25 protein-coding genes are annotated in these 25,176 nt (G+C 60.6%); 6 read left to right on the forward strand and 19 right to left on the reverse strand.

Annotated elements, in window-relative coordinates; all coding sequences use genetic code 11:
- Window positions 1-99: 99 nt before the first annotated feature.
- The 3 genes from accD to lysS all read left to right on the forward strand — a co-directional run bounded on the left by accD (window position 100) and on the right by lysS (window position 3,613).
- Window positions 100-972: an acetyl-CoA carboxylase, carboxyltransferase subunit beta gene (gene accD / locus V6M61_RS08545; protein ID WP_332776140.1), complete on the forward strand. Its 873-nt coding sequence runs from the start codon at window positions 100-102 to the stop codon at window positions 970-972.
- Between the two features lie 256 nt (window positions 973-1,228).
- Window positions 1,229-1,888, forward strand: a complete 660-nt coding sequence (locus tag V6M61_RS08550; protein ID WP_332776141.1) for an LON peptidase substrate-binding domain-containing protein — start codon at window positions 1,229-1,231, stop codon at window positions 1,886-1,888.
- 165 nt (window positions 1,889-2,053) lie between these two features.
- On the forward strand, window positions 2,054-3,613 hold the full coding sequence (gene lysS, locus V6M61_RS08555) for a lysine--tRNA ligase (protein WP_332776142.1): 1,560 nt from the start codon (window positions 2,054-2,056) through the stop codon (window positions 3,611-3,613).
- 178 nt (window positions 3,614-3,791) lie between these two features.
- Here lysS and V6M61_RS08560 read toward each other — a convergent pair whose 3' ends face one another.
- The gene (locus tag V6M61_RS08560; RefSeq protein WP_332776143.1) at window positions 3,792-5,048 is read right to left on the reverse strand and encodes a patatin-like phospholipase family protein; all 1,257 of its coding nucleotides are present in this window, start codon (window positions 5,046-5,048) and stop codon (window positions 3,792-3,794) included.
- A gap of 168 nt (window positions 5,049-5,216) precedes the next feature.
- Here V6M61_RS08560 and V6M61_RS08565 point away from each other — a divergent pair, with 168 nt between their 5' ends.
- A complete protein-coding gene (locus tag V6M61_RS08565; RefSeq protein ID WP_332776144.1) occupies window positions 5,217-5,744 on the forward strand; it encodes a M48 family metallopeptidase in 528 nt (175 codons plus the stop codon).
- Window positions 5,745-5,752: 8 nt separating this feature from the next.
- Here V6M61_RS08565 and V6M61_RS08570 read toward each other — a convergent pair whose 3' ends face one another.
- From V6M61_RS08570 to osmF, 4 genes are all read right to left on the reverse strand, one after another.
- Window positions 5,753-6,511, reverse strand: a complete 759-nt coding sequence (locus V6M61_RS08570; protein WP_332776145.1) for an ABC transporter permease — start codon at window positions 6,509-6,511, stop codon at window positions 5,753-5,755.
- Entirely contained in the window at window positions 6,504-7,448 is a 945-nt protein-coding gene (locus V6M61_RS08575) for an ABC transporter ATP-binding protein (protein ID WP_332776146.1), read from the reverse strand. The genes V6M61_RS08570 and V6M61_RS08575 overlap by 8 nt, the downstream gene beginning before the upstream one ends.
- Entirely contained in the window at window positions 7,445-8,587 is a 1,143-nt protein-coding gene (locus V6M61_RS08580) for an ABC transporter permease (protein WP_332776180.1), read from the reverse strand. The genes V6M61_RS08575 and V6M61_RS08580 overlap by 4 nt, the downstream gene beginning before the upstream one ends.
- 129 nt (window positions 8,588-8,716) lie before the next feature.
- The gene (osmF, locus tag V6M61_RS08585; RefSeq protein ID WP_332776147.1) at window positions 8,717-9,640 is read right to left on the reverse strand and encodes a glycine betaine ABC transporter substrate-binding protein OsmF; all 924 of its coding nucleotides are present in this window, start codon (window positions 9,638-9,640) and stop codon (window positions 8,717-8,719) included.
- A 404-nt stretch (window positions 9,641-10,044) separates the two neighbouring features.
- Here osmF and V6M61_RS08590 point away from each other — a divergent pair, with 404 nt between their 5' ends.
- Together V6M61_RS08590 and V6M61_RS08595 are read left to right on the forward strand one after the other, a co-directional pair.
- Complete coding sequence (locus V6M61_RS08590; protein ID WP_332776148.1) at window positions 10,045-11,289, forward strand: hypothetical protein; 1,245 nt, start codon at window positions 10,045-10,047, stop codon at window positions 11,287-11,289.
- Window positions 11,290-11,330: 41 nt separating this feature from the next.
- Window positions 11,331-11,627, forward strand: coding sequence for an addiction module antidote protein (locus V6M61_RS08595; protein WP_332776149.1), 297 nt, complete (start codon window positions 11,331-11,333; stop codon window positions 11,625-11,627).
- Window positions 11,628-11,722: 95 nt separating this feature from the next.
- On the opposite strand, the gene nagZ is transcribed toward V6M61_RS08595, so the two are convergent.
- The 14 genes from nagZ to V6M61_RS08665 all read right to left on the reverse strand — a co-directional run bounded on the left by nagZ (window position 11,723) and on the right by V6M61_RS08665 (window position 25,162).
- Window positions 11,723-12,781, reverse strand: a complete 1,059-nt coding sequence (gene nagZ / locus V6M61_RS08600; protein WP_332776150.1) for a beta-N-acetylhexosaminidase — start codon at window positions 12,779-12,781, stop codon at window positions 11,723-11,725.
- Between the two features lie 58 nt (window positions 12,782-12,839).
- Window positions 12,840-13,238, reverse strand: a complete 399-nt coding sequence (gene acpS / locus V6M61_RS08605) for a holo-ACP synthase (RefSeq protein ID WP_332776151.1) — start codon at window positions 13,236-13,238, stop codon at window positions 12,840-12,842.
- Between the two features lie 103 nt (window positions 13,239-13,341).
- The gene (locus V6M61_RS08610) at window positions 13,342-14,112 is read right to left on the reverse strand and encodes a pyridoxine 5'-phosphate synthase (RefSeq protein ID WP_332776152.1); all 771 of its coding nucleotides are present in this window, start codon (window positions 14,110-14,112) and stop codon (window positions 13,342-13,344) included.
- A 29-nt stretch (window positions 14,113-14,141) separates the two neighbouring features.
- The gene (gene recO, locus V6M61_RS08615; RefSeq protein ID WP_332776153.1) at window positions 14,142-14,891 is read right to left on the reverse strand and encodes a DNA repair protein RecO; all 750 of its coding nucleotides are present in this window, start codon (window positions 14,889-14,891) and stop codon (window positions 14,142-14,144) included.
- A 155-nt stretch (window positions 14,892-15,046) separates the two neighbouring features.
- Window positions 15,047-16,093: a GTPase Era gene (gene era / locus V6M61_RS08620; protein WP_442957752.1), complete on the reverse strand. Its 1,047-nt coding sequence runs from the start codon at window positions 16,091-16,093 to the stop codon at window positions 15,047-15,049.
- A 64-nt stretch (window positions 16,094-16,157) separates the two neighbouring features.
- A complete protein-coding gene (gene rnc, locus V6M61_RS08625; protein WP_332776154.1) occupies window positions 16,158-16,859 on the reverse strand; it encodes a ribonuclease III in 702 nt (233 codons plus the stop codon).
- The gene (locus V6M61_RS08630) at window positions 16,860-17,207 is read right to left on the reverse strand and encodes a DUF4845 domain-containing protein (protein WP_332776155.1); all 348 of its coding nucleotides are present in this window, start codon (window positions 17,205-17,207) and stop codon (window positions 16,860-16,862) included.
- Between the two features lie 99 nt (window positions 17,208-17,306).
- On the reverse strand, window positions 17,307-18,284 hold the full coding sequence (lepB, locus tag V6M61_RS08635) for a signal peptidase I (protein ID WP_332776156.1): 978 nt from the start codon (window positions 18,282-18,284) through the stop codon (window positions 17,307-17,309).
- Window positions 18,284-20,095 carry a translation elongation factor 4 gene (gene lepA, locus V6M61_RS08640; RefSeq protein ID WP_332776157.1) on the reverse strand — a complete coding sequence of 604 codons (1,812 nt, stop codon included), beginning with the start codon at window positions 20,093-20,095 and terminating at the stop codon, window positions 18,284-18,286. Before lepA ends, lepB begins: the two co-directional genes overlap by 1 nt.
- Before the next feature lie 566 nt (window positions 20,096-20,661).
- On the reverse strand, window positions 20,662-22,137 hold the full coding sequence (locus tag V6M61_RS08645; protein ID WP_332776182.1) for a DegQ family serine endoprotease: 1,476 nt from the start codon (window positions 22,135-22,137) through the stop codon (window positions 20,662-20,664).
- Between the two features lie 142 nt (window positions 22,138-22,279).
- Window positions 22,280-23,299, reverse strand: coding sequence for a MucB/RseB C-terminal domain-containing protein (locus V6M61_RS08650; protein WP_332776158.1), 1,020 nt, complete (start codon window positions 23,297-23,299; stop codon window positions 22,280-22,282).
- Window positions 23,300-23,334: 35 nt separating this feature from the next.
- Window positions 23,335-23,979, reverse strand: coding sequence for a sigma-E factor negative regulatory protein (locus V6M61_RS08655; protein ID WP_332776159.1), 645 nt, complete (start codon window positions 23,977-23,979; stop codon window positions 23,335-23,337).
- Between the two features lie 104 nt (window positions 23,980-24,083).
- Window positions 24,084-24,719: an RNA polymerase sigma factor RpoE gene (gene rpoE / locus V6M61_RS08660; protein WP_332776160.1), complete on the reverse strand. Its 636-nt coding sequence runs from the start codon at window positions 24,717-24,719 to the stop codon at window positions 24,084-24,086.
- A complete protein-coding gene (locus V6M61_RS08665; RefSeq protein ID WP_332776161.1) occupies window positions 24,716-25,162 on the reverse strand; it encodes a hypothetical protein in 447 nt (148 codons plus the stop codon). Before V6M61_RS08665 ends, rpoE begins: the two co-directional genes overlap by 4 nt.
- Window positions 25,163-25,176: the final 14 nt, after the last annotated feature.

Below are 25,176 nucleotides of genomic sequence, written 5' to 3' on the forward strand. Positions count from 1 at the left end.
CGGTGCGCTTTTAATATTGATTGAATGTTAGTGAATGCCTGAGGTTTTTTGCATCTGCAAAAAAACCTGCCATACGGCATGTCAACAAGGACTGACTCCATGTCTTGGTTAGAAAAACTCCTCCCCCCCAAAATCACGCCCACCAACCCGACCGAGCGTCGCAGCATCCCCGAGGGCCTGTGGATCAAATGCCCCAGCTGCGAAGCCGTGCTGTACAAGACCGATCTGGAGAAAAACCAGAACGTCTGCCCCCAGTGCAGCCACCATCACCGCATTGGCGCACGGGCCCGGCTCGACGCTTTTCTGGATGCCGAAGGCCGCTATGAACTGGGCCAGGAAGTGTTGCCCGTCGATGCGCTCAAGTTCAAGGACAGCCGCAAATACCCCGAACGCCTGAAGGAAGCGCTGGAAAACACCGGCGAGACCGATGCGCTGATCGTCATGGGCGGCGCCGTGCACAGCATTGGCGTGGTCGTCGCCTGTTTTGAGTTTGACTTCATGGGCGGCAGCATGGGTAGCGTGGTGGGCGAGCGCTTTGTGCGCGGCGTGCATGCCGCCATCGAGCAGAAAGTGCCTTTCATCTGCTTTACCGCCACCGGCGGGGCGCGCATGCAGGAAGGCCTGCTGAGCCTGATGCAAATGGCCAAAACCAACGCCGCCCTGACCCGCCTGGCCAAAAAAGGCCTGCCCTACGTGAGCGTGCTGACCGACCCCACCATGGGTGGTGTGAGTGCCGGCTTCGCGTTTGTGGGCGACGTGGTGATCGCCGAGCCCAAGGCCCTGATCGGTTTTGCCGGCCCCCGCGTGATCGAATCGACCGTGCGCGTGACGCTGCCGGAAGGTTTTCAGCGGGCCGAGTTCCTGCAGACCAAGGGCGCGGTTGACTTCATCTGCGACCGCCGCGAGCTGCGCAAAACCGTGGCCAACTCCCTGGCCATGCTGCTGCGGCAGCCAGCCGACGCCGTCGCTTGACGCGCTGGCTGCGGCCAGCCAGACGGCAACTCCGCCACTGCGCCAGTTCGCTATCTAATTGATAGCTGTTTATGCCCATTTGACAAGGGCAAAGGGCAATTTTGCTTGAAGAATTCACCCCAAGCAGGTTCCCCCGGCAAGGCCATCCCGCAGGTCGCACTGACACCGGGTCAAAGGGAAAACAGGGACAACAAAGGCAACAAGGGCAACAGGATCGTGGGATGATGATATTTACTGCAATTTGAGGCCTGACGCGATGTCCGAAGCCCTGACCCTGACTTCCCTGCCGCTGTTCCCGCTGGGCACCGTGCTGTACCCCGGTGGCCTGCTGCCCTTGCGGATTTTTGAAGTCCGCTACCTCGACATGATCGGCAAATGCCACAAGACCGGGGCGCCTTTTGGGGTGGTGTCGCTGACCCGGGGCTCCGAAGTGCGCCAACCCGAACACCACGCGCCCGACGGCGACGGCTTTGTCCAGGAGGCTTTCCACGCCGTGGGCACGCTGGCCACCATCACCGAGTTTTCAGTGCCCCAGCCGGGCCTGATGGTGATTCGCTGCACCGGCGCACAACGCTTTCGGATTTCAAACCGCGAGAAGCTCAGGCACGGCCTGTGGATCGCCGACGTGACGCGACTCGATGACGATCTGAAAGTCTCGGTCCCCGAGGACCTGCAGGGTGCGGCCAACGCATTGGGCAAGCTGATCAAAAGCCTGCAGGAGCGCGCCGTGCCCGCTGCGCAGATGCCCCTGCTGTCGCCCTACCGGCTGGACGACTGCGGCTGGGTGGCCAACCGCTGGTGCGAACTGCTGCCGATGCCGCTGGAGCTCAAACAGCGCCTGATGGAGCTGAATAATCCGCTGGTCCGGCTGGAACTGGTCAACGACATCCTCGAGCGCACCGGCATTGCCCTTTGATGCGGGGCAAGCCCTTTTGGCCGGTAAACGGCGTGCCGGATGCTGCAGCGGGCAAAACCGGTCCGTAAAAACTTAAAATCACGGATTCGGCGCTTTTGGGCTTCATGATTCATGACCCGGGCGCCCGACACCCTTTTTTGCCCCTTTGCTGGAACCCAGTCCTTTATGTCCACCCCTACGAACCCGCCCGCTGCCCCTGTTGCCACCGCAGCGCCAGATGACAATCAGCTGATCGCCGAGCGCCGCGAAAAGCTCAAGGCCATCCGCCATGCCGGCGTTGCCTTTCCCAATGACGTGAAGCCGGTGGACCGGGCCGAAGCGCTGTTTGCGCTGTACGACGGCAAAACCAAGGAAGAACTGGAACCGCTGGCCGTCAAGGTCAGCGTGGCCGGCCGCATGATGCTCAAGCGCGTGATGGGCAAGGCCAGCTTTGCGACGCTGCAGGACGCCTCGTTTGGCCCGTCGGGCGGCCGGATTCAGGTCTACATCAACAACGAGGGCGTGGGCGAGGACGTCCACCACGCCTTCAAGCACTGGGACCTGGGCGACATCGTGGCCGCCACGGGAACGCTGTTCAAAACCAAAACCGGCGAACTGTCCATCCATGCCACCGGCATCCGGCTGGTGACCAAAAGCCTGCGCCCCCTGCCCGACAAGTTTCATGGCGTGGCCGATCAGGAAATCAAATACCGCCAGCGCTATGTGGACCTGATCACCGACGAGACGGCGCGCAAGCGTTTCGTGGCGCGCAGCAAGGCTGTGAGCGGCCTGCGCGAGTTCATGGTGGCCAACGACTTCCTCGAAGTCGAAACGCCGATGCTGCACCCGATTCCGGGGGGGGCCAACGCCAAACCCTTCAAAACCCACCACAACGCGCTGGACCAGGAGATGTTTCTTCGCGTCGCGCCCGAGCTCTACCTCAAGCGCCTGATCGTGGGCGGGTTTGAGCGCGTGTTCGAGATCAACCGCAGCTACCGCAACGAAGGCATCAGCGTGCGCCACAACCCCGAGTTCACCATGATGGAATTCTACGCGGCCTGGTGGAACTACAGCGACCTGATGACGTTTACCGAAGCACTGATCCGCGATGCCGCGCAAAAAGCAGCCGGCACACTGCAGCTGACCTATAGCGGCAGGCCGGTGGATCTGAGCCAGCCGTTTGAACGCCTGACGATTCGCGAAGCCATCCTCAAGCACACCGAAGCGGGCGAGCAGGTTGACGACATGGCCTGGCTGACCAGCGAGGTCAAGAAACTGGGCTGTACCGAAGCCAAGGACCGGCTGTCCACGCGCTCCCTGGCCAGTCTGCAGGTGCTGTATTTCGAGGAAACGGTCGAGGAAAAACTCTGGCAGCCGACCTTCATCATGGAACACCCGACGGAGATCTCGCCACTGGCGCGCGCCAACGACCAGCGCCCCGAAGTCACCGAGCGCTTTGAGCTTTACATCACGGGCCGCGAATTCGGCAACGGATTTTCCGAGCTCAACGACGCCGAAGAGCAGGCGGCACGCTTCAACGCCCAGGTGGCGGCCAAGGACAGCGGCGACGACGAAGCCATGTTCTACGACCATGACTTCATCCGCGCGCTGGAATATGGCATGCCACCCACCGGGGGCTGCGGCGTGGGCATTGACCGCCTGATGATGCTGCTGACCGACAGCCCCAGCATCCGCGACGTGATTTTGTTTCCTGCGCTGCGCCGCGAGGTGCAAGAGCACCACTAGCCCCAATGCTGTTCAGTTAGCCCCGTTCGCCCTGAGCTTGTCGAAGGGCCTGCGCGATCGACACCAAGGCTTCGACCCTTCGACAAGCTCAGGACAGGCCAAGCTCAGCCCGAACGGCTCTTTGCTTAACCGAACAGTATTGCCACTGCCCCGGTGTGGTGAAAGCGCAAAGGCAAACTCAATCCTTGCGCTTCTTGAGCCTGCGCAGGTAGCTGTCAAAAGCAGAGCGGATTCTGCGCCCCACCGTCTTGCGCGCTGGCGGAGCCAGGGTTTGCGGGCGTGCCGGGGATGCCGCTTGGGCCTTTGCCTTGGTCACCGGCATGCGCAAATCATCGAGGTAATCCCGGGCAATATTAATGCTGTCATCCACACCCAGCGAGGGGTAGTGCTTGTCCAGCCACGCCTTGCCGCACTGGATGCCCAGGTCGCGCAGGGCGTGAATCAGGCCGGCGTCGGTCGATGACTTGGTAGAGGCCTGGAATTGCTCCAGCACCTCGCCGCCATCCACCCGGTGCATCAGCACATCCTTGTAATGCCCGGCATCGAGCTTGCCCTCGGCCAGCAGGCGCTTGACGAAATCAATGGCGCGCATCTCGGCAATCAGAGCGGCATTGAAGGTGATTTCGTTGATGCGGTCCATGATCTCGCCCGCGTTGGTCGGTAGCTGCTCGCGCTCGATGGGATTGATCTGCACCAGCACGATGTCGCGGCTGTCGCAGTGGTAAATCAGCGGATGCATGGTGGGGTTGCCCGAATAACCGCCGTCCCAGAAATGATCGCCGTCAATCTCCACCGCCTGAAACACCATGGGCAGGCAGGCCGAGGCCATCACGGCATCGGCGGTCAGGCGCTTGCCTGAAAACACCTCGGCCTTGCCAGTGGTGACGCGCGTGGCCGCCACAAAGACCTTGGGCGTGCCGGGATGCCGGGCCGCCGCCAGCCGCTCGAAATCGACCTGGCTTTCCAGAAATTTCTTGAGCGGGTTGATGTCAAACGGGTTGCTCTGGTAAGGCGACAGTGTGTGGGACCAGTAGCGCGTCATGGCGTCGGTCCACAGCTTGGACGGCCCCGCACGGCTGCCCATCCCCAGGTGGCCAAACAGGATGTCAAACGGTGCGCGCTGCATTTGCGACAGCGACTGTGACACCGACGACGACAGCGCGCCCATGCCGACAATGCCGTTCCAGAAGCTGGCCAGCGCCTCGCGCGCCGCCTCACGCTGCTGCACCGTGGACTTGCCCTCGGAGGAGGCAAAGCCATGCGCCAGCGCCACCGCGTTCATGGCCCCAGCGCTGGTGCCGCTGATGCCCTCGATGTCGATGCGTCCGTCTTCGAGCAGCGCATCGAGCACGCCCCAGGTAAACGCACCGTGCGAGCCGCCGCCCTGCAGGGCCAGATTGATGCGACGGGTATCCGGACTGTGGGCGTGGTTCATGGCCCAAGGTTAGCAAAAATTGGCGTCAGTGCCGGCACCGCGGTCAGGGTATCGACAGGCTAAAATCAGGCTCATCTTCCCGGGCTTGCCGATTTTCAACTCCCTTTTCAGATTTCAAGCCTCCAGCCTGCTTCCAGCACGCGCCAGTAGCTATCAAAAGAATAGCAAATGAATCCCGCCAGCCATCCGATGAAATACCTCTCGGGCTACCCCGACAGCCTCAAGGCCCAGGTGCGGCAGCTCATGGCGCAGGACCGTCTGGGCGGCATGCTGCTCGGAAAGTACCCGAGGGCGCACGACGTACGCACCGACAAGGCTTTGTACGACTACGTGATGGACCTTAAAAACACGTTTCTGCGCAACGCCGAGCCGCTCAGCAAAGTGGCTTTTGACAGCAAGCTGCACGTGATTGCGCATGCGCTGGGCACCCACACCGCCGTTTCACGTGTGCAAGGCGGCAAGCTCAAGGCCAAACGCGAAATCCGCGTGGCCACGCTGTTCAAGGACGTACCGGCAGAGTTCCTCAAGATGATTGCGGTGCACGAGCTGGCCCACATCAAGGAAAAGGCGCACGACAAGGCGTTCTACCAGCTGTGCACCCACATGGAGCCGCAGTACCACCAGTATGAATTTGACCTGCGCGTGTACCTGACGCATATGGATGCGGCGGGCAAGCTGGCCTGGCCAACGGCCTAGCCGAGCAGTCAGCGCTTCCACGAGGCAAGGCGAGACAAGCGCTCAAAAGCCATGTCGGTCACCACGGCCAGCATGCCCACCAGCACCGCCCCCTGCAACACATAGGCGGTGTTAAAGCCGCTGAGTCCGACAATGATCGGCGAGCCCAGGGTTTTTGCGCCCACGGTGGAGGCGATGGCTGCGGTGCCTATGTTGATGATGACGGAGGTGCGCACGCCGGAAATCCAGACCGGCAGCGCCAAAGGGGTTTCGACCTGCCGCAAACACTGCCAGGGCGACATGCCCATGCCAGTGGCCGACTGACGGACCGATTCTGGAACTGACTGCAGGCCCGACACAGTGCCTTGCACCACGGGCAGCAAGCCGTACAAGGCCAGGGCAATGAGTGCGGGCAACTCGCCAAAGCCCACCACAGGTACCGCCACCGCCAGCACCGCCACGGGCGGAAAGGTCTGCCCCATGGACACCACGGTCTCCACGACCGGCTGGAACTGCCGCCCGATCGGGCGTGTGATCCAGATGGCGATAGCGCTTCCAAGCAAAACAGAAACCGCGCTGGACACGCCCACCAGCTTGCAGTGCTGCCACAGCAGTTGCGCAAACGGCTCCTGGCTGTAAACCGGACGATCGAGCTCGGGAAAAAGGCTGGAGAAAAAGGGCTGTGAATGCGGCAGCCAGAGCAGCAGCACGGCCAGCGTCAGCGCGGCCCACAACAGCCTGTCCCCGGTCAGCCCGGCCAGACGATGCAGCCTGCCCGCGCTAGACATCGGAAGGCTCAGCTTTGCTGAAAATATCGGCGGCATGCAGCACGCCCGCGTGGGCGCCGGCGGCATCCGTCAAATTAACCACTGCGCTCTGGTGCATGGCCAGAAACGACACGGCCTCGCGCAGCGTTGTCGCCGCGGGCAAGCTGGGGCCTGGTTGCCTGGGTTCCTCTCGTGCAAGGCCTTGGGCAGACTGCAGCGACAAGAGCTTGATGCCGATATCACTGCGGCCCACAAAGTCGACCACGAAGGCGTTGGCGGGCCTGGCCAGGAGCTCCAGCGGCGCAGCCACCTGCACAATCTGGCCCTGGTCGAGCAGCACGATTTTGGTGGCCAGGCGCAAGGCCTCGTCGATGTCGTGGGTGACCATCACGATGGTTTTGCCGGAGGCCTGGTGAACGCGCTTCATCTCCAGCTGCAATGACGCCCGGATCACCGGGTCCAGGGCGCCAAACGGCTCGTCCATCAACAACACATCGGGGTCAGCCGCCAGGGCACGGGCAACGCCCACGCGCTGCTGCTGACCGCCCGACAGCTGGTGAGGGTAACGTGTTCTGTAGGTCTCGGGGTCAAGGTCAAACAACTGCAGCAGCGTGGTGACGCGATCGCGGATTTTTTGGGCCGTCCAGCCCAGCATCTGGGGCACGGTTGCAATGTTGCGCTCCACCGTCCAGTGCGGAAACAAGCCCACAGACTGAATGGCGTAGCCCATGCGCAGGCGCAGCTCGCGCACCTTGAAGCTGTAGATTTCTTCGCCATCGAAAAGGATTCTTCCCGCATCGTGGTTTTCCATGCGGTTGATCATCTTGAGCATGGTGGACTTGCCCGAGCCCGAAGCGCCAATCAGGACCACGAACTCCCCGCGCTCAATCTTGAGGTTCAGCCCGTCTATCGCGGTGACAGGGCCATAGGACTTGCTGATGTTCTGAAATTCGATCATGACTGCATGCCACTTCCTGATCCGGTGAAGCTGGCCAGGCTGATCAGGGCCTTGAAGACAGCATCGGCCAGCACCCCCAGGGCGATGATGGGCACGACGCCCAGCAACACCAGGTCCTGCGCACTGCTAAAGAGTCCTTCAAACATGATGGCCCCCAGCCCACCCGCCCCGATGAGCGCGGTGACGGCAGCCAGCCCCACGGCCTGAATGATGGCGGTGCGCACACCCCCCAAAACAACCGGCAGGGCCAAGGGGAGCTCGATGCGCCCGAAAATCTGCAAGCGCGTCATGCCCATGCCGGTGGCTGCGTCAATCACACCGGACGGAACCTGCTCCAGGCCGGCCACCGTGCCCCTGACCACCGGCAGCAAACCGTACAAGGTCAGCGCAATCACGGCCGGCGCCAAGCCTACGCCGCTGATGCCTGCCCTGGCGAGCGCGGGCAAGGCCGCTGCCAGCAGGGCCAGCGGTGCCATCAACAGGCCAAACAAGGCAATCGAAGGGATGGTTTGAATGATGTTCAGCAGCGGGAACAGCGCGCCGGCGATTCTGGTTTTTTGACAGGCCAGCCAGCCCAGTGGCAGGCCAATGCACAGGGTGAAGGCCGCCGCCACCATTACGATCTGAATATGCCGCACGACCACGCCCATAAAGATATCCGAGCGGTTTGCATACTCCTTCATGATGGACAGGTCGTCGCACCAACCGGCCGACAGCATGAAGCCAACCGGGCCCACCACAGCCACGACGACTGCAAAGCGTTGCGCGTTGCCTGCCCGCAGACGCTGTACCCCATCCGCCGCAATCAGGCCCAAAAGCAACAACACGGCCCAGAATGCGCCCCCCAGCGAGGTCCGGGCAAGGGGCGATTCGGTCTCGGCGACAAAGGACGCATAACTGCCTGCGAGCCAGATCAGGCCACTCACCAGCACACATGAAACGATGACCACGGACCACAGCAGTGCGCGACCGGGTTTAAAAAATGCGGCAAGCAGCAAGGTGGCCATTAAAGCCACCAACAGCCACCCGGGGCCTTGCAGCACCGCAATAAAGGAAACGGACTCGCCCGATACCAGACGGTTGGGCGCCACGCGCAAAAACGGCAAGCCGTAAAGCACGCACGCCCCCATGAACGACATGGCCACCAGGACGGGGCTCCATCGCAGGGGCGGCGATCTCGAAAAGTCTCCAGAATCAGCGCTGCCAACTGTGTCCACAGCTTCCTTCACGCCGGTCTGGCCTGTCTGCATCGATGCAGGCGAGGAGGCTTACTTCAGCAGCCCCTTGGACTTCAGGAAATCTGAAGCCACCTTTTTGGCATCCTGTCCGTCAAGCTGAATCTTCGCGTTCAAGGCCTGCAGGGTTGGGCCGTCCAGCAGCTTGAACACAGGGGCCAGCACGTCCCTGATTTTTGGATTTTTCTTGAGCGCTTCTTCCCGGATGATGGGCGTGGGCGCGTAAATGGGTTGCACGCCTTTGGGGTCTCCCATGATCACCAGGCCCAGCGCAGCCACTGCGCCGTCGGTGCCATAGGCCATGGCGGCGTTCACGCCCGAGGTTTTTTCGGCCGCCGCGCGTATCGTGACCGCCGTATCACCGCCAGCCAGCGTCAGGATCTGCTCGGGCTTGAGCTTGAAGTTGTAGGCCGTCTGGAATGCCGGCAATGCGTCTGACCGTTCGACAAACTCGGCCGATGCCGCCAGCTTGAACTGCCCGCCGCCCGTGACCCACTTGCCCATGTCGTCCAGGGTCTTGAGCTTGTTGGCAGCCGCCACCTCTTTGCGAATCGCAATCGCCCAGGTGTTGTTGGCCGGCGAGGGTTCGAGCCAGACGATCTTGTTTTTGTCGTAGTCCAGCGTCTTGACGCGCTCGTAACCCGCCTTGGCGTTCTTCCAGACCGGGCTGGACTCTTCCGAGAAAATAAACGCGCCGTTGCCGGTGTACTCCGGATAAAGATCAATTTCGCCGGCCGTGATGGCGCCGCGCACGACCTTGGTGTTGCCCAGCGAGGCCTTGTTTTCAGTCTTGATGCCGTTGGCCTCCAGCGCCAGGACAATCATGTTGCCCAGCAGTTTGCCCTCGGTGTCGATTTTGGAACCGACTCGAACCGGTGCCGCCGACTGCGCCAGCACGCCGCCCGCCGCCAGGGCACCGACCAGCAGCATGGCTGCCCTGCGTTGGATTGATTTCATGGTGAGTACTCCCAAACAAAGGAAAAGTGGACGAAAAGGATTTGACGATACCTCAGACTGACCGGCCCCGGCTAGTGGCCACGAAATGCGCGGTCACGGTGCGGGCTTTTGGGCGCCGCTCGACAGCTATTCTGCATAAAAATATGCCTCCGGCCCAAATAGTACGGGCGCAAGCAGCTATTTAAATGATAGTAAGCAAGCCGCATTCGAGCTCAGTCATAATTTGGTCAGCTTGGCCGCCTGGAAATTACAAACCCCTATGGGCCATCAGATCAACATTCAACCGCCGCGCCGGGCGGTTCAGTCCAACAAGGTTTATCTGCCGCGTATGAGTCCAGCGCTTCTTTCATGCATCGCCTCGCGGCAAATAAACGCTGTTCGTTATCAACCAGAAAGACCCCCCTATGCGCGCAACTGAAGTATTCACTCCAGGTAAATTACCCGAGGTTACGTACGTTGATGACCATCTGAAAGAGCGTTCTCAAATACTCGCCGACGCGCTTGAAACAGGCGCTGCCGTCATTTCTCTTTCTGGTCCATCCAAGTCTGGAAAGACGGTGTTCATTGAAAAGAACATCGGAAAGGACAGGTTAGTTCAGGTCACGGGAGCCGGCATCACTGAAGCCAACAAGCTATGGGATCGCGTCTTCGACATAGTCGGAACACCTACTACCCGAAGAACAGCCAGTGCCTCATCCTTTGAGGGAACGATCGGCGGAAAGGTGGGGGGAGAAGCGGGAATCCTTGTCAGCGCCACGGGCGAACTGTCGGCAGAGGGAAAGTGGACCAAGTCTACGGAGGAGCAGGCGGACGTTGCTGTCGACTATCTCCAACTCCTGATTCGCGAACTCGCAGGGACTGGCCTAGTCGTCTTCATTGACGACTTCCACTACATCCCCAGACAGGTTCAAGTCGAACTATCCAATCAGATCAAAGAAGCTATCCGCAATGGAGTGATCTTCGTCGTAGCTTCCGTCCCTTATCACTCGGATGATGCGATCCGCGCAAACCCCGATCTCCGTGGACGCACTGTGAAGCTTGACTTTGACTACTGGAAGGCAGACGAACTGGCCAAAATTGCCAATCGAGGGTTCGGTGCACTGCAGGCCAGCGCCACATCTGCGTATGTAGTCGCGCTGGCAAGCGAAGCCGCAGGCTCTCCGCAGTTGATGCAATCCCTCTGCCTCACCACATGCTTCGAGAATGATGCCAGGGAGATGCAAGAACCCACTAAGCATCTTGCTTCAGATCGAGATGCCATCAACCGAGTTTGCACGCGGACTGCGGCCACCTCCGACTATTCGTCTACTGTCGCCAAGATGCGCGATGGTCCTAAAACTCGCGGGCAGGACAGGAAGTCGTATCTAACGCGCGACGGTGCGGTTATAGACGTCTATCCACTGATACTTCGCGCGGTAGCTCTTGACCCACCAGAACTGACACAGCGGTACCCAAATCTGCAGCGACGGATTCAGTCCATTTGCGCTGCTGAACAGCCGAGTGGATCAAGCGTCACTGGCGCCTGTTCGCACATCGCATCAATTGCCAACGAATCCGAGAATCGCAACATCATTGAATGGGAATCGGACAACGATGTCCTCGATATTCGTGATCCGTACTTGCTGTTCTACCTCCGCTGGAGCGACTGATGGGTTCGCTGAAGCTGGCGCGGGAACTGTAGGAGATCAATATGGCATTGAAACTGCGCAAATGGGATAGCGCCGAACACCTCAAGACCGAGGAAGATGTCGCCTTGTATTTTGAAGCCTGCCTGGAAGAGGCCGGTGACGATGCGGCCTTCATAGCCAAGGCGCTAGGCACCATCGCCCGCGCCCGTGGCATGACGCAACTGGCCAAAGACACGGGGCTGGGGCGTGAGAGTTTGTACAAGGCGCTTTCCGGCGAAGGCAACCCGAGCTTTGCCACCATTTTGAAGGTGACGCACGCACTGGGCTTGAAACTGCATGGCGGTGCGGTTCGCGCCTGAATCTCCGCGTCAAATCAAGCTCAAGCCCAATGAATATGGGCGCAAGCAGCTACTCAATTAATAGCAGACCAGAGAGCAGTGCACCCAAGCTGAACTCAAGGAATCAGCCCCATCGCATGCATGTAGGCCGGATGCAGCATCAGCTCGTCCCACTCGTGAGCCGGCGTCGTCGGCAGCAGGTCGCGCCGGCGCATCTCACTCGACTCCAGCGCCTCCCACTGCCCTTTGACCAGCGCCTCGGCCATGCCATCGAGCAATTCATCGACCGGCTTGCCCTCGCCCACCGACTGGTTGCACAGCAGCACCATGTCGCAGCCGGCGTTGAGGGCCGTGACCGCTGCCTCGGTGTAGCTGACTTGCCGGCCGTCAATCAGGCGCGCACCGGCCATGCTCAGGTCGTCGCTGAAAATCGCGCCGCCAAAGCCGAGCTGGCCACGCAGGATGAAGGTCAGCCATTTTTCCGAAAACCCGGCCGGGCGGGCATCGACCTTGGGGTAGATCACATGCGCCGGCATCACGCTGGTGAGCGTGGTGTTGAGCCATTCATAGGGCGCGGCGTCGTCGGCCAGGATGGCCTTGAGGCTGCGCTTGTCCACGGGAATGTCGGTGTGGGAGTCGGCCTTGACAAAACCGTGGCCGGGAAAATGCTTGCCGCAGTTGGTCATGCCGCTTTGCAGCAGGCCGTGCATCAGGCTTTTGGCCAGCAAAGTCACCACGCGCGGGTCGCGACCGAAAGCGCGGTCGCCGATCACGCCGCTTTCGCCGTAGTCGAGGTCCAGCACCGGCGTGAAGCTGAAGTCCACGCCGCAGGCGCGCAGCTCGGCGCCCAGCACGTAGCCACAGGCGGTGGCGGCATTGGTGGCCGCCAGCTGGTCTTTCATCCACAGCTCGCCCAGGGCGCGCATGGGCGGCAGATGGGTAAAGCCATCGGTGCGAAAGCGCTGTACCCGGCCGCCTTCGTGGTCCACGCAAATCAGCAGGTCAGTGCGCACCTTCTTGATGTCGCGGCACAGTTCGGCCAACTGCGCGCGGTCTTTCCAGTTGCGCGCAAACAGGATGATGCCGCCGGTGAGCGGATGCTTGAGGCGGCGGCGGTCGGTTTTGCTGAGCGACTGGCCGGCAATGTCGATGATGAGGGGGGCGTGCTGGGTCATGGGAAGGGTTTCAAGGTTACTATTTAATTGATAGCTGCTTGCGCAGGTTTGACGCCGGCTAGGGCTCTTTTTTCTCTACAACACAAAAGCTGGCCGCATACTCGTTCTCGTCGGTCACGCTGACATGCGCGCTCAGCTGGCGGGTTTCAAACCAGTCTTTCAGCGCGCCGTGCAACACAATCTCGGGCTTGCCGCTGGCCGCCTTGGCGATTTCGCAGTCGCGCCAGGTCATGGGCATGTGCATGCCCATCCCGATCGCCTTGCTGAAAGCCTCTTTGGCCGAAAAACGCGTGGCCAGGTAGCGGACGCCACGATCCGGCCAGCGTGCGCTGCGCTCTTTCCAGGTGGCCAGCTCGGCGTCGCTCAGGATTTTTTGCGCAAAGCGCTCGCCATGGCGCTCCAGGCTGGCGCGTATGCGGCGCACGTCGCAGATGTCGGTGCCGACTCCGTAAATCATGAGGAATGGCCCCCACGCTCGGCACTGGCGTGTCCTTCGCTGCCCCCCGGGGGGGCTAATTTTCCTTGGGGCGGCCCGGCGGAAAATTGCCTGCTCTGCGTCTTCATGCGGATGCAAACGCCTCGTCAATGCAGCGCAGGTAGTCTTTCACCGTGGCGGTGTAGCCCAGCTCCAGTGCATCGGCGATCAGGGCGTGGCCGATTGACACTTCCTGCACCCCCGGCACCGCGCGCAAAAACTCGGTGAGGTTGTCACGGCTCAGGTCGTGGCCGGCATTCACTCCCAAATTGATAGCTGCTGCCGCCCGTCCTGCCTCGATGAAACGGCTTAAAGCCTCATTTTTTGCCGGAGTGCCCCAGGCCCGGGCGTAGGTTTCGGTATAGAACTCCACCCGGTCCGCACCCACGGCCCGGGCGGCGGCCATGGCTTCGGGCACCGGGTCCATGAACAGGCTCACCCGCACGCCCAGCGCGTGCAGCTCGTCAATGATGGGTTTGAGGCGCTGCGCATCGTCCGGAAACGACCAGCCGTGGTCACTGGTGAACTGGCCTTCGCTGTCAGGCACCAGCGTGCACTGGTGAGGCCGCACTTGACGAACGAAGTCCATCAAATTGTGAAAGGGGTTGCCTTCGATATTGAACTCCCGGTCCGGCCATTCCTTGAGCAGCGCCGCCAGCTCGCTCACATCGTGGCTGCGGATATGCCGCTCGTCAGGACGCGGGTGCACCGTGATGCCCTGCGCGCCCGCCTCCAGGCACAGGCGGGCCGCCCGCACCACGCTGGGAATGCCCAGATGCCGGGTGTTGCGCAACAAGGCGACCTTGTTGACATTGACCGAAAGAGCGGTTCGGGAAACGGGGTGGGGTGCTGCCATGCTTGATTACAAAGTTGGGGCCAAATTAATTACAGGGCTTGAAGGTCCATCATCATTTGCCGGGTTTTGAGAACCTTGACATCGCAATGGTAGTTCAGCAGCGCGCGCAGCTGGGTTTTGAGCTCGCCCAGGCCGGGGATGCAGGCCTGCACGGTGTCGGAAAACAGCGCGTCGTCACCCAGCGCCTGCTGCAGCGCCTGCCACTGCTCGCCGGGCAGGCTGGCGCGGTCATCATCGTGCGCTTCGCGCAGCCCGGCCTCGGCCACCAGCACGTAACGGGTCCGGGGCTCCAGTGGTGACAGCGTGGCGGTCTGCACATCCAGCTGGGGCAGCAGGCCGATGCCCTGCAGCAGCCGCAGTTCAAAGGCGCGCAAGACCAGCTGCAGGGTCTCGTCACTCTGGCTGGCCAGCAGCTGCACGGTGGCGGCATAGGCATCAAACAGGACCGGGTGCGGGTCATCGCGCGCCAGCAGGCGCATCAGCAGCTCGTTGAGGTAGTAGCCCGACAGCAGGGCATCGCCCGTGGGCATGACATGGCCGCCCTGCCATTCGGCGCTTTTAAGGGTCCGGATTTCGGCATCGCCGCCAAAAGCAAGGTGCAGCGGCTGCAGCGGCAGCAAGATGGGCCGGAAGCTGGAGCTGGGTTTTTTGGCGCCGCGCGCCACCAGGGCCACCCGCCCATACTGGCGAGTAAAGACCTCCAGGATCAGGCTGGACTCACTCCAGTCGTAACGGTGCAGCACATAGGCCGGTTCGTCGCTGATGCGTTTGGTGGCCATGATCAAGGCGTCAGGCAGAAGGCCAGCAGCTCATCGCCACACCAGCGCAAGCACTCCCCTCCCAGCAGGGGCCGCGGAACCGGCTTAGCCGGGCCGCAGGCGCAGCGGCCCCCTCGGGGGGCAGCGCAGTACGCGAAGCGACAAGCGTGGGGGCCTCACTCATACCCGAAGGTTTTGACTCTGGCCTCATCATCGGCCCAGCCCGAGCGAACCTTGACCCAAATCTCCAGGAACACCTTGCCGCCCGTGAGGGTTTCCAGCTCGTGCCGGGCCTCGGTGCCAATGCGCTTGAGTTTTTCGCCCTTCTCGCCAATGATCATGCCCTTGTGGCCCTCGCGCTCGACCACGATGGTGGCGGCAATTCTGCGCAGACTGCCCTCTTCTTCATACTTGTCGATGATCACCGTCGAGGTGTAGGGCAGCTCGTCACCGGTCAGGCGAAACAGCTTTTCGCGCACGATCTCGGCCGCCATGAAACGCTCGCTGCGGTCGGTCAGCTCGTCGGCGCCGTACATCCAGGGCTGCACCGGCAAATACTTCTCGCAGATGCCGAACAGCCGCTCAATATCCTTGGCGTTGTTGGCCGACATGGGGACATACTCGGCAAAGTCGTGGCGCTCCTGCATGGCGCGCAGCCAGGGCGCGATCTCGGCGCGGCGGTGAATCAGGTCGAACTTGTTAGCCAGCAAGATGGCGGGGGTCTTCTCGGGCAGCAGCGCCAGCACCTTGGCATCGGCCAGGTTGAACTGGCCGGCCTCGACCACAAACACAATCAGATCCACGTCACTCACCGCACCAACCACGGTGCGGTTGAGCGAACGGTTCAGCGCATTGCCGTGCCGGGTCTGAAAACCGGGGGTATCGACAAACACAAACTGCGCCGCCCCCACCGTGCGCATGCCGGTGATGCGGTGGCGCGTGGTTTGCGCCTTGCGCGAGGTGATGCTGATTTTCTGCCCGACCAGCGCGTTGAGCAGGGTGGATTTGCCGACGTTGGGCTTGCCCACAATCGCGATCAGGCCGCAACGCTGGCTGTCCACCGGAGGCGTCTCGCGGGCTGGCAAGGCGGGCTCGGCAGCGGCAGCAGAACCGGACCGCATCGCGTTGGCCAGCATGGCCTCCAGCGCTTGCGGATCGGTGCCGGCATTCACGCCGGCCTCGTCGGCCGCCGGTTTGGGAGAATCTTTTTTACCTGCAGTCATGGTCAGTCAATCGTTTCAGCTGCATTCGCAACTCGTTTTTGCAGCTCGTTTTTTGCAGCTCGTTTCAAGGCTTGAGCGCTTTGAGGAAAACCAGCATGGCCGCTGCCGCCGCTTGCTCACCGGCACGGCGCGAGCCGCCAATGCCGCGCTCTGCCCGCCCGTACTCCGCAATTTCGCACTCCACGTCAAAGGTCTGCTTGTGCGCAGCCCCCTGGGTGCCCACCACGCGGTAAATGGGCAAATTCATTTTGCGCCCTTGCAGCCATTCCTGCAGCTCTGTTTTGGGGTCCTTGCCAATCGCCGGCATTTGCGGGTTGATCTCGACATCCTTGAACAGGCGGCGCACCAGTTGGGCCGCCTTGTCAAAGCCGGCGTCCAGGTAAACGGCGCCAATCACGGCTTCCAGCGCATCAGCCAGGATGGAAGGACGCTTTTGGCCGCCGGATTTGGCTTCGCCTTCGCCCAAGCGCACCAGTTCAGGCAGGCCCAGGCCAACCGCCAGTTGATGCAGGGTGTCCTGCTTGACCAGGTTGGCGCGCACCCGGGACAGGTCACCTTCGGGTAAATCACTCAATTGCTCGTACAGCAGGCCGGCCACCGCCAGATTGAGGACGGAGTCGCCCAAAAACTCGATCCGCTCGTTGTGACCGGAGGAAAAACTGCGGTGCGTCAGGGCCTGCGCAAGCAGCTGGGGGTTGGAAAAGTCGTGCTGCAGGCGCTTTTGCAGGGCCAGCAGACCAGGATTTGACGGGGCGCCAGAACTCACTTATTTGGACTTGGTACTGCCGGCATACTTGAGCAGCAGAAAGGCCGGGCCGCCAATGTGAATTTCCTTGTTGTAGGCAAAGCTGACCACGGTCTTGTCGCCCTCTTTCGCCACCACCAGGTCTTTGCCGGTGATTGACTTGATGTCATCAATGGCCGCAGCCTTGTCAAAAATGTTTCGAACGTCTGCCACCGTGTTGCCCTCCTGGGCTTTGCTGGCGGCTTTGTTGATGGCCTGAAACTCTATCAGCGTAGGCGTCACCTGCGCCACCATGATCCCTGCAAACGCCAGCACACCGCCCACGAACAAAAGACCAATAAACGAAATGCCGCGCTGCTGATGTTTCATGTGCTTCTCCTGCCTGCTTGTCAACTTAAATCACTTCAGTTCAGTGAAATGGGCTGCCGCGTTGTATCGTTGTTTCACGTACAGCCCGGTCCACCGACATTATTCGAAAGAACCTATACGCTTGAGGTTGCCGAAATTCATCCACACGAAAAAGGCTTTCCCCACAATATTTTTCTCGGGCACAAAGCCCCAATACCGTGAATCCAGCGAATTATCGCGGTTGTCACCCATCATGAAATAGTGACCTTCGGGCACCTTGCAAACCACGCCCTCGCTACTGTACCGGCAATTTTGCTTGAACGGAAACTCGTCCGTTCCGGGAATGAAAGCCGGGCGGTCATCGTCGTTGAGCAGGCGGTGGTTTTTGGCGCCCAGCACTTCTTGAAATTGCCTGGCGTAGCGCAATGAATCTTCGTCAAAGAAATCAGGCAAGGCCGTCTTGCTGACGGGCTGGCCGTTGATGGTGAGCTTCTTGTTCAGGTAGGCCACTTCGTCACCGGGCACGCCCACCACCCGCTTGATGTAGTCCAGGCTGGGTTTGGGCGGGTAGCGAAACACCATCACATCCCCGCGCTGCGGGCTGTTGTTGTCGAACAGCTTGGTGTTGATGACCGGCAGCCGGACACCGTAGTGAAATTTGTTGACCAGAATCAGGTCATTGATCATCAGGGTCGGGATCATCGAGCCGGAGGGAATCTTGAAAGGCTCGAACAGGAAAGAGCGCAGCAGAAAGACCACCACGATCACCGGAAACAGCCCCGCCGTCCAGTCCAGCCACCAGGGCTGCATGATGAGTTTTGACTTGGCCTGCTCGACATTGCCATCAACCTGGTTGATGCCCATTTTGGCCAGCTCGGCCCGGCGCTGGACTGCGCTCCGCGCAAGCGCGGCAGCAGCCTGGTGGCGCTGCGGCAAGAAGTAAAACCGCTCGGCCAGCCAGTACACCCCGGTGACCACCGTCGCCAGAAACAGCAGCAGGGAAAAATTGCCTTCGACCATCCCGAAATACCAGGCGCCGCCATAGCCGGCAAACAGCGCCAGCACGACGGCCGTGATTGAACTCATCGCACCGAGCATTATTCTTCTACCTGCAAAATAGCCAGGAAGGCCTCTTGGGGCACTTCGACCGAACCGATTTGTTTCATGCGTTTCTTACCCGCTTTTTGTTTTTCAAGGAGCTTGCGCTTGCGTGAAATGTCGCCACCGTAGCATTTGGCGATCACGTTTTTGCGAAGCGCCTTGATTGTCTCACGCGCAATAATGTTGGCGCCAATGGCCGCCTGGATTGCCACGTCGAACTGCTGGCGTGAAATGATCTCGCGCATCTTGGCCACCACGGCCCGGCCGCGGTAGGCCGACTGGCTGCGGTGCACGATGATGGACAGCGCGTCCACTTTCTCGCCGTTGAGCAAAATATCGACCTTCACCACGTCGGAGGGCCTGAACTCCTTGAACTCGTAGTCCATGGACGCGTAGCCGCGCGACACGGATTTGAGCTTGTCAAAAAAATCCAGCACGATCTCGCCCAGCGGCATCTCGTAGGTCAGCATGACCTGCTTGCCATGGTAGGCCATGTTCATCTGAACCCCGCGCTTCTGGTTGGCCAGCGTCATGACGGCGCCGACATAGTCCTGCGGCATATAAAGATGCACGGTCACGATGGGCTCGCGGATCTCGTCGACTCTTCCGGCATCCGGGATTTTCGAGGGGTTTTCGACTTTGATGATTTCGCCATTGGCCTGAAGCACTTCGTACACCACGCTGGGCGCCGTCGTGATCAGGTCCTGGTCAAACTCCCGCTCCAGCCGCTCCTGGACGATTTCCATGTGAAGCAGCCCCAGAAAGCCGCAGCGAAAGCCAAAACCGAGGGCCTGGCTGACTTCGGGTTCGTAGTGCAGCGAGGCATCGTTAAGCTTGAGCTTTTCCAGCGCGTCCCGCAAAGAGTCGTACTCGCTGGCCTCGGTCGGGTACAGGCCGGCGAACACCTGAGGCTGGATTTCCTTGAAGCCGGGCAGCGGTTCCGTGGCCGTGAAAGCAGCGCCACCCGTGCCAGGCTTGATCATGGTCAGGGTGTCGCCCACCCGCGCCGCCTGCAGCTCCTTGATGCCCGCGATCACAAAGCCCACTTCACCGGCTTCCAGTGACTGGCGCGGCTCGGTGTGCGGGGTAAAGACTCCCAGCTGCTCGGCGTTGTACATCGCCTCGCTGGCCATCAGCTTGATGCGGTCACCCTTGGCCAGGCGCCCGTCCACCACACGCACCAGCATGACCACGCCCACATAGGCGTCGTACCAGCTGTCAATAATCATGGCGCGCAGAGCGGCAGCCGGATTGCCCTTGGGGGGTGGAATCCTGGCAACGACCGCTTCGAGAATCTCGTCGATACCCATGCCGGTCTTGGCGCTGCACGGAATCGCATCGGTCGCATCGATGCCGATCACGTCCTCGATTTCCTGCTTGGCATTGTCAGGGTCGGCCTGCGGCAGATCCATCTTGTTCAGGACGGGCACCACCTCGACGCCGAGGTCGAGCGCGGTATAGCAATTGGCCACCGTCTGCGCTTCAACACCCTGGCTGGCATCCACCACCAGCAATGCGCCTTCGCAGGCCGACAGCGAGCGGCTCACTTCATACGAGAAGTCCACATGGCCCGGTGTGTCGATCAGATTGAGGTTGTAGACCTGCCCGTCGAGTGCCTTGTATTTAAGCGCAGCGGTCTGCGCCTTGATGGTTATCCCACGCTCTTTTTCGATGTCCATCGAATCAAGAACCTGCGCACTCATTTCACGGTCCTGCAAACCACCGCAGCGCTGAATGATTCGATCCGCCAGCGTCGATTTGCCGTGATCAATGTGCGCAATGATCGAAAAATTTCTGATGTGATTCATCAACGAGAACGCCTAAGTACTTGAAAGTATTGCGGTGAGCGAGGGGTCAATTCGCAAAGAACCATAAAAAAGGGCGCGTCGAATATTGACGCGCCCTGAACCAACAATCTATGGCAACTGCGATAGTTGGAACTTCATTGTAGGCAAAAAGCCGGAAGCGCATAGCCTCAAAATTGCCAAATTTTTGTCGTTGCAGGGTAGCAACATGGATTTTATGCACAACTTATTCACAATTTTATAAGGGAAGGCTCTGGACAACTTGTGGGCGATCTGTGGATCAGCGGTTAATCCGCTCAATTCCAGCTTGATCGCTCATTTACGGCGCATCGATATAGCCGAAATGTGTACAAGCAAGCCCGCATTCTACTCAAAATCATCCATGAAACACCTTACTTGTTAGTAGTCACTAACAAACTTTTGCCAATTTGGGGCCGAAAAATATTTTTTTGAAGCCCTAAAAATCCCCGATTTCAGCAAAAACCCCCCAGCCCTGAGCAGGGCATGGGGGCTCTTTGGAGCTTTTTCCTGGCGCGCATCAAGGTGCGCGGCCTGCCGGGATCAGGGCCTCAGCGCACGGGCCGGATCAGCGCGTACTGCGCCCACTCGCCGCGCCTGAAGAGCACATTGACGGACTTGGTCTTGTCAATTTTGCCCAGGGCCGCCTCAAACTCCTTGAGGCTGGTAACTTCGGTATTGGCAATGGCCACAATCACGTCGCCCTCACGCAGACCCGCGCGGGCCGCAGCGCCATCAGCGGTCTCCACTTTGACGCCACCCTTGATCTTGAGTTCTTTCTTCTGCGCGTCAGACACCTCGCTCACCGCCAGGCCCAGTGCCTGCGCAGGACCCGCTTGCGGTCCCTTGGGTTCAGGGCCTGACGCCTTGCGCACCGGCTTGTCGGCCTCGACCTCACCGATGGTGACCGTCAGATCCCGGGCGCTGCCCCGCCTGAACACGGTCACGATGGCTTTGGTGCCGGGCTTGATGTTGCCCACCAACCGCGGGAGGTCGCTCGATTTGTCAACCGGCTTGCCGTCAAACTTGATGATGATGTCGCCAGCCTCAATGCCGGCTTTTTCTGCCGGTGCTCCGGCTTCCACGCCTCGCACCAGCGCACCTTGGGGTTTGCCCAAACCAATGGACTCTGCCACTTCCTTGGTGACCTGGTCAATCTGCACGCCAATGCGGCCCCGCGTCACGCGGCCGTTGCTGCGCAGCTGCTCGGACACGCGTGTCGCTTCGTCGATGGGAATGGCAAACGAAATGCCCTGAAAACCGCCCGAGCGCGAATAGATCTGGCTGTTGATGCCCACCACCTCGCCGCGCATATTGAGCAGCGGGCCGCCCGAGTTGCCCGGATTGATGGCCACGTCGGTCTGGATGAAGGGCAGGTAGTCGCCGGTGTCGCGCTGCTTGGCGCTCACAATGCCGGCGGTCACGGTATTTTCGAGACCGAAAGGCGAGCCAATCGCCATCACCCACTCACCGACCTTGAGGCGGTTGACATCCCCGATTTTCACGGCCGGCAAACCGGTGGCCTCAATCTTGACCACCGCCACATCGCTGCGCTTGTCAGCACCAATGATGCGGGCCTTGAATTCGCGCTTGTCAGTCAGCGTGACAATCACTTCATCCGCGCCGTCGACCACATGCGCATTGGTCATCACAAAGCCATCGCTGGTCAGGATGAAACCCGAGCCCACACCCCGCGGCTGCTCTTCTTCGGGCTGCGGCTGGTTCGGCCGGGGAACACGGGGCATGTTGGGTGGCACGGGAATGCCAAAGCGCCGGAAAAACTCCAGCATCTGCTCCTCCGGACTGCCCGCCGCACTGGCCTTGACTTTCTCAAGCGTGCGGATATTGACGACCGAAGGACCCACCTGCTCCACCAGATCGGTGAAATCGGGCAGGGTACGGCTCTGAGCCCATGCCGGCTGGGCAGGCACCAAGGCAATCATGGCCCCCACGGCCAGGGCGCCAGCAAGCAGGTAGGAGCGATAAGAACGGTATGAACGCAAGGGGTTCCAGTTCAATGTAAGCATCATGAGCCTTTGCTTTGAAATCACGGTAAAGGAAAACAGTAAAAAAAATCACGCCCGCTGGAAGCTGCGCCAGGCGGCTTCAGGCCCCATCAGGCGCACAATCGCACAGTCGCAGGAAATCCCGAAGTCATCAATTGGGATGCTACTTCTTGCGTTCAAGACCGCCGGCAAACAACCGCAGGGTGGCCATGGGTACTTCGCCCATCACCGTCAGCCAGTAAGCGTCAAGACGCTTGGTGATCGTCTGGGTCGCCCCCAGCGAAAGACTGGCCTCCTTGTCATGGCGCTGCCGGTCAAACGGCTCGACAAAAATCGAGACCGAGGCCAGGCCATCTGAAAAGATCCACTGCATGGGCTCGTCGCTGGACGACGCGGTCTTCGGGTGCTTGTAGCAGCTCACGGACTTGAAGCCGGCCACCGGTGTTTTGAGAGTCCAGCCTTCGGCGCTGGCCGTGGTCTTGACCAGCGCGGGCTTGACGACCCGGTAGCCTTCGACCTTGCCCATCATGTAGGCCAGCTTGTCCATCTTGACGGGCGCATCGAGCTGCAGCTCCGAGAAAGCGGCCTGCTCAAGCACCTTGCCGTCGATGTCCAGGGTTTGCAGCTTGACGACCAGGCCTTTCTTTTGCTCGGTCCAGACACGGTAGCCAAACCGCAGCTTGTCTTTGGGAAGCAGCGCAATGATGTCGGCGTCCACCCCGGCCACCCGTTCGGTGCCCTCCGGCCTGGCTTTGTAGAAGTCGGCGATGCGGCTGTCGGTGGATTTGAGCAACTCCGGGAACAGGCCCAGTGATTCACGCTTTTCGATCAAAACCACCTTCTGGTCCGGCATGAAGGTGACCACCTGGTCGTTGTGGCGAAAGGTCGAGCGGGGTGCGCCCGTCAGCGTATCCACGCGCTCCATCTGCTGGCTGCCGTCACAGACGTGCCAGATCTTGGCGCTGGACATCGCCCCGGCGGATGACACCACGAACGTGCCGATGTAGGCACGCTTTTTCGAAACCTCGTGCATGCGCATCAGCCAGTCATTGAGGCTGTTGGCCTCGATGGACGTGGCGGGCACGGCAAGCTCGGCGGGCTGCGCTGCCACATCCGCTACATAATTAATAGCTGCCAGTGCACATACAACAAGGGCTACAAGGCGGAAATGCTTGAGATTCATGTTTCTAGAAGCTTGACATCCGGGCCACAGCCAACTCAGCGCCCGGCACCCCGGGGGGTTTCAAAGGTGGCGTTTCGCAAGAACCCCGAAGGCAGCTGCAAGGCCGACGCACCGCCAAGCTGCTTGTGCGCCGCCAGCAACTCCTCAAGCCTGGCATCGCGCACCATGGTGCCTTGCGGCGAGGCCACCAGAATTTGCGGCGACGGGCTGGCAGGGACCTGGGCCATCTGCGGCGCGGCAGAGGGGGCCAGCAGCAAACCCACGGCATTCCAGGCCATCGCAGACACCGCGGCCAGCGAGGCAAAACCAGCCACCAGCTTCCAGCGGAAACTGCCGTCGTTGGAAGCGGCTGCATGAGGTTTCTGGGGGGTCTTCAAAGGGACTGAGGCCGGCTGCTTGATATCCTGGGGCGCCGGGCTCACCGCCTGAGGACGCAGGTTCGCAGCAGCCTCTTCCTGCCCCAGACGGCTGTTCAGACGGGCCAGAAACGCCGCGTCATCACCCGGCAAGGCCAGGGCAGGCGAACGCAGCACGTCTCCAATCAGGTGGTAGGCCTTCCAGCTGTCCAGCGCTGCCGGATCCTGCTCGCAGGCCTTGAGCGCATCCGCAAAGTCGTCACCCCCCAACTGGCCATCAGCCAGGGCAGACATAAGTTCACGGGTTTCGGTGATCGGTTTCATGGTGTTCATGGTGCAGGCTGCGTCTGCTGGTTTCAATCATGTGCCAAATGGCTTGCCTGATTCATTGTTTTGACTCGCTTCATCACGGTCTGTTCCTGCCGGCCTTACCAGCGCTTGCCGGACTGGCTCTCCAGCAAAGGTTTGACCTTTTCGGAAATCGCTTCCCGGGCTCTGAAAATACGGGACCGCACCGTTCCAATGGGGCAATTCATCACTTCCGCTATCTCGTCATAGCTCAAACCTTCAATTTCCCGCAGGGTAATCGCCTGACGCAACTCTTCAGGCAGGGCATCCATGGCCGAACTGACCATCTCGGCGATTTCCTTGCTGGCGAGCACGGCGTCGGGGGTTTCTGAACTGGTTAGTTCGTTTTCCAGCGGGGAAGTTTCATCGTCATCGCTGGATTTGAAGGCATTCTCCGAAACGGTCGGGTCCCGCTTGAGGTCCATCAGGGATTTTTTGGCGGTATTGACGGCAATCCGGTAAAGCCAGGTGTAAAACTGCGCCTCCCCTCTGAACTGCGCCAGCGCCCGGTAGGCCCGGATAAAGGTTTCCTGGGAGATGTCTTCCACCAGGTCCACATCGCGCACCATGCGCCCGATCAGACGCTGAATACGGCGCTGGTATTTGATGACCAGCAACTCGAACGCCCGCTGGTCACCGGCCACCGCCCGCTCGACCAGCATGGCATCACTGTCGCCGGCAGGCGCGCTCTGTGCGGGTGTTGTCTCTGCGGTCATGAATGGGGGCGGGGCGTATCAGTGGTTAAATCAGCAGCAGGCATCACATCGTGCAGCAGCGAAGCGGCCGATGCCTTGGGCCGCGAATATACAGCACGCCGCAAATCCAGCCAGCGGTCCGGCATGCTTGCCCGCTCGGCCCAGAGCCAAAGCCTGGCATGGGCCTGATTTTCGAGCCTGAGCAGCAAGATGCGCTGAAAATCAAGGAGGACCGAAAGTTCAAGCACCGCCGTACCGGCCTGATAGCCCTGGCTCTCCCAGTGCCAGACCTGACCATCCCAGGCCAGTTGCCCGGCAGGCGAGTTTTCCCAGCCCGTGCGGGCCGCCCAGCCGGCACCCAGCAGGACGATCGCGGCCAACGCGAATCGCCAGTCGAGTTTCGGCGCGGCAAGCCACCACAGCATCACCAGCAGCCCGGCGGCCAGCCAGAGCCCCAGCAGCACCAGGCCTTGAAAAC

The sequence above is a fragment of the Polaromonas sp. genome (assembly GCF_036676035.1).
GTDB lineage: Bacteria > Pseudomonadota > Gammaproteobacteria > Burkholderiales > Burkholderiaceae_C > Polaromonas.

Bases quoted from the DNA above. Each gene is read 5' to 3' on its own strand.
- V6M61_RS08650 (WP_332776158.1), bottom strand. From the start codon at position 23,299: ATGAATCTCAAGCATTTCCGCCTTGTAGCCCTTGTTGTATGTGCACTG.
- V6M61_RS08575 (WP_332776146.1), bottom strand. From the start codon at position 7,448: ATGATCGAATTTCAGAACATCAGCAAGTCCTATGGCCCTGTCACCGCG.
- lysS (WP_332776142.1), top strand. From the start codon at position 2,054: ATGTCCACCCCTACGAACCCGCCCGCTGCCCCTGTTGCCACCGCAGCG.
- V6M61_RS08570 (WP_332776145.1), bottom strand. From the start codon at position 6,511: ATGTCTAGCGCGGGCAGGCTGCATCGTCTGGCCGGGCTGACCGGGGAC.
- V6M61_RS08580 (WP_332776180.1), bottom strand. From the start codon at position 8,587: ATGTCGTTCATGGGGGCGTGCGTGCTTTACGGCTTGCCGTTTTTGCGC.
- lepA (WP_332776157.1), bottom strand. From the start codon at position 20,095: ATGAATCACATCAGAAATTTTTCGATCATTGCGCACATTGATCACGGC.
- era (WP_442957752.1), bottom strand. From the start codon at position 16,093: ATGACTGCAGGTAAAAAAGATTCTCCCAAACCGGCGGCCGACGAGGCC.
- recO (WP_332776153.1), bottom strand. From the start codon at position 14,891: ATGGCCACCAAACGCATCAGCGACGAACCGGCCTATGTGCTGCACCGT.
- V6M61_RS08630 (WP_332776155.1), bottom strand. From the start codon at position 17,207: ATGAAACATCAGCAGCGCGGCATTTCGTTTATTGGTCTTTTGTTCGTG.
- V6M61_RS08595 (WP_332776149.1), top strand. From the start codon at position 11,331: ATGGCATTGAAACTGCGCAAATGGGATAGCGCCGAACACCTCAAGACC.
- V6M61_RS08645 (WP_332776182.1), bottom strand. From the start codon at position 22,137: ATGCTTACATTGAACTGGAACCCCTTGCGTTCATACCGTTCTTATCGC.
- acpS (WP_332776151.1), bottom strand. From the start codon at position 13,238: ATGATTTACGGAGTCGGCACCGACATCTGCGACGTGCGCCGCATACGC.
- lepB (WP_332776156.1), bottom strand. From the start codon at position 18,284: ATGCTCGGTGCGATGAGTTCAATCACGGCCGTCGTGCTGGCGCTGTTT.
- rpoE (WP_332776160.1), bottom strand. From the start codon at position 24,719: ATGACCGCAGAGACAACACCCGCACAGAGCGCGCCTGCCGGCGACAGT.
- V6M61_RS08610 (WP_332776152.1), bottom strand. From the start codon at position 14,112: ATGGCAGCACCCCACCCCGTTTCCCGAACCGCTCTTTCGGTCAATGTC.
- osmF (WP_332776147.1), bottom strand. From the start codon at position 9,640: ATGAAATCAATCCAACGCAGGGCAGCCATGCTGCTGGTCGGTGCCCTG.
- V6M61_RS08550 (WP_332776141.1), top strand. From the start codon at position 1,229: ATGTCCGAAGCCCTGACCCTGACTTCCCTGCCGCTGTTCCCGCTGGGC.
- V6M61_RS08560 (WP_332776143.1), bottom strand. From the start codon at position 5,048: ATGAACCACGCCCACAGTCCGGATACCCGTCGCATCAATCTGGCCCTG.
- V6M61_RS08655 (WP_332776159.1), bottom strand. From the start codon at position 23,979: ATGAAACCGATCACCGAAACCCGTGAACTTATGTCTGCCCTGGCTGAT.
- V6M61_RS08590 (WP_332776148.1), top strand. From the start codon at position 10,045: ATGCGCGCAACTGAAGTATTCACTCCAGGTAAATTACCCGAGGTTACG.
- nagZ (WP_332776150.1), bottom strand. From the start codon at position 12,781: ATGACCCAGCACGCCCCCCTCATCATCGACATTGCCGGCCAGTCGCTC.
- V6M61_RS08565 (WP_332776144.1), top strand. From the start codon at position 5,217: ATGAATCCCGCCAGCCATCCGATGAAATACCTCTCGGGCTACCCCGAC.
- accD (WP_332776140.1), top strand. From the start codon at position 100: ATGTCTTGGTTAGAAAAACTCCTCCCCCCCAAAATCACGCCCACCAAC.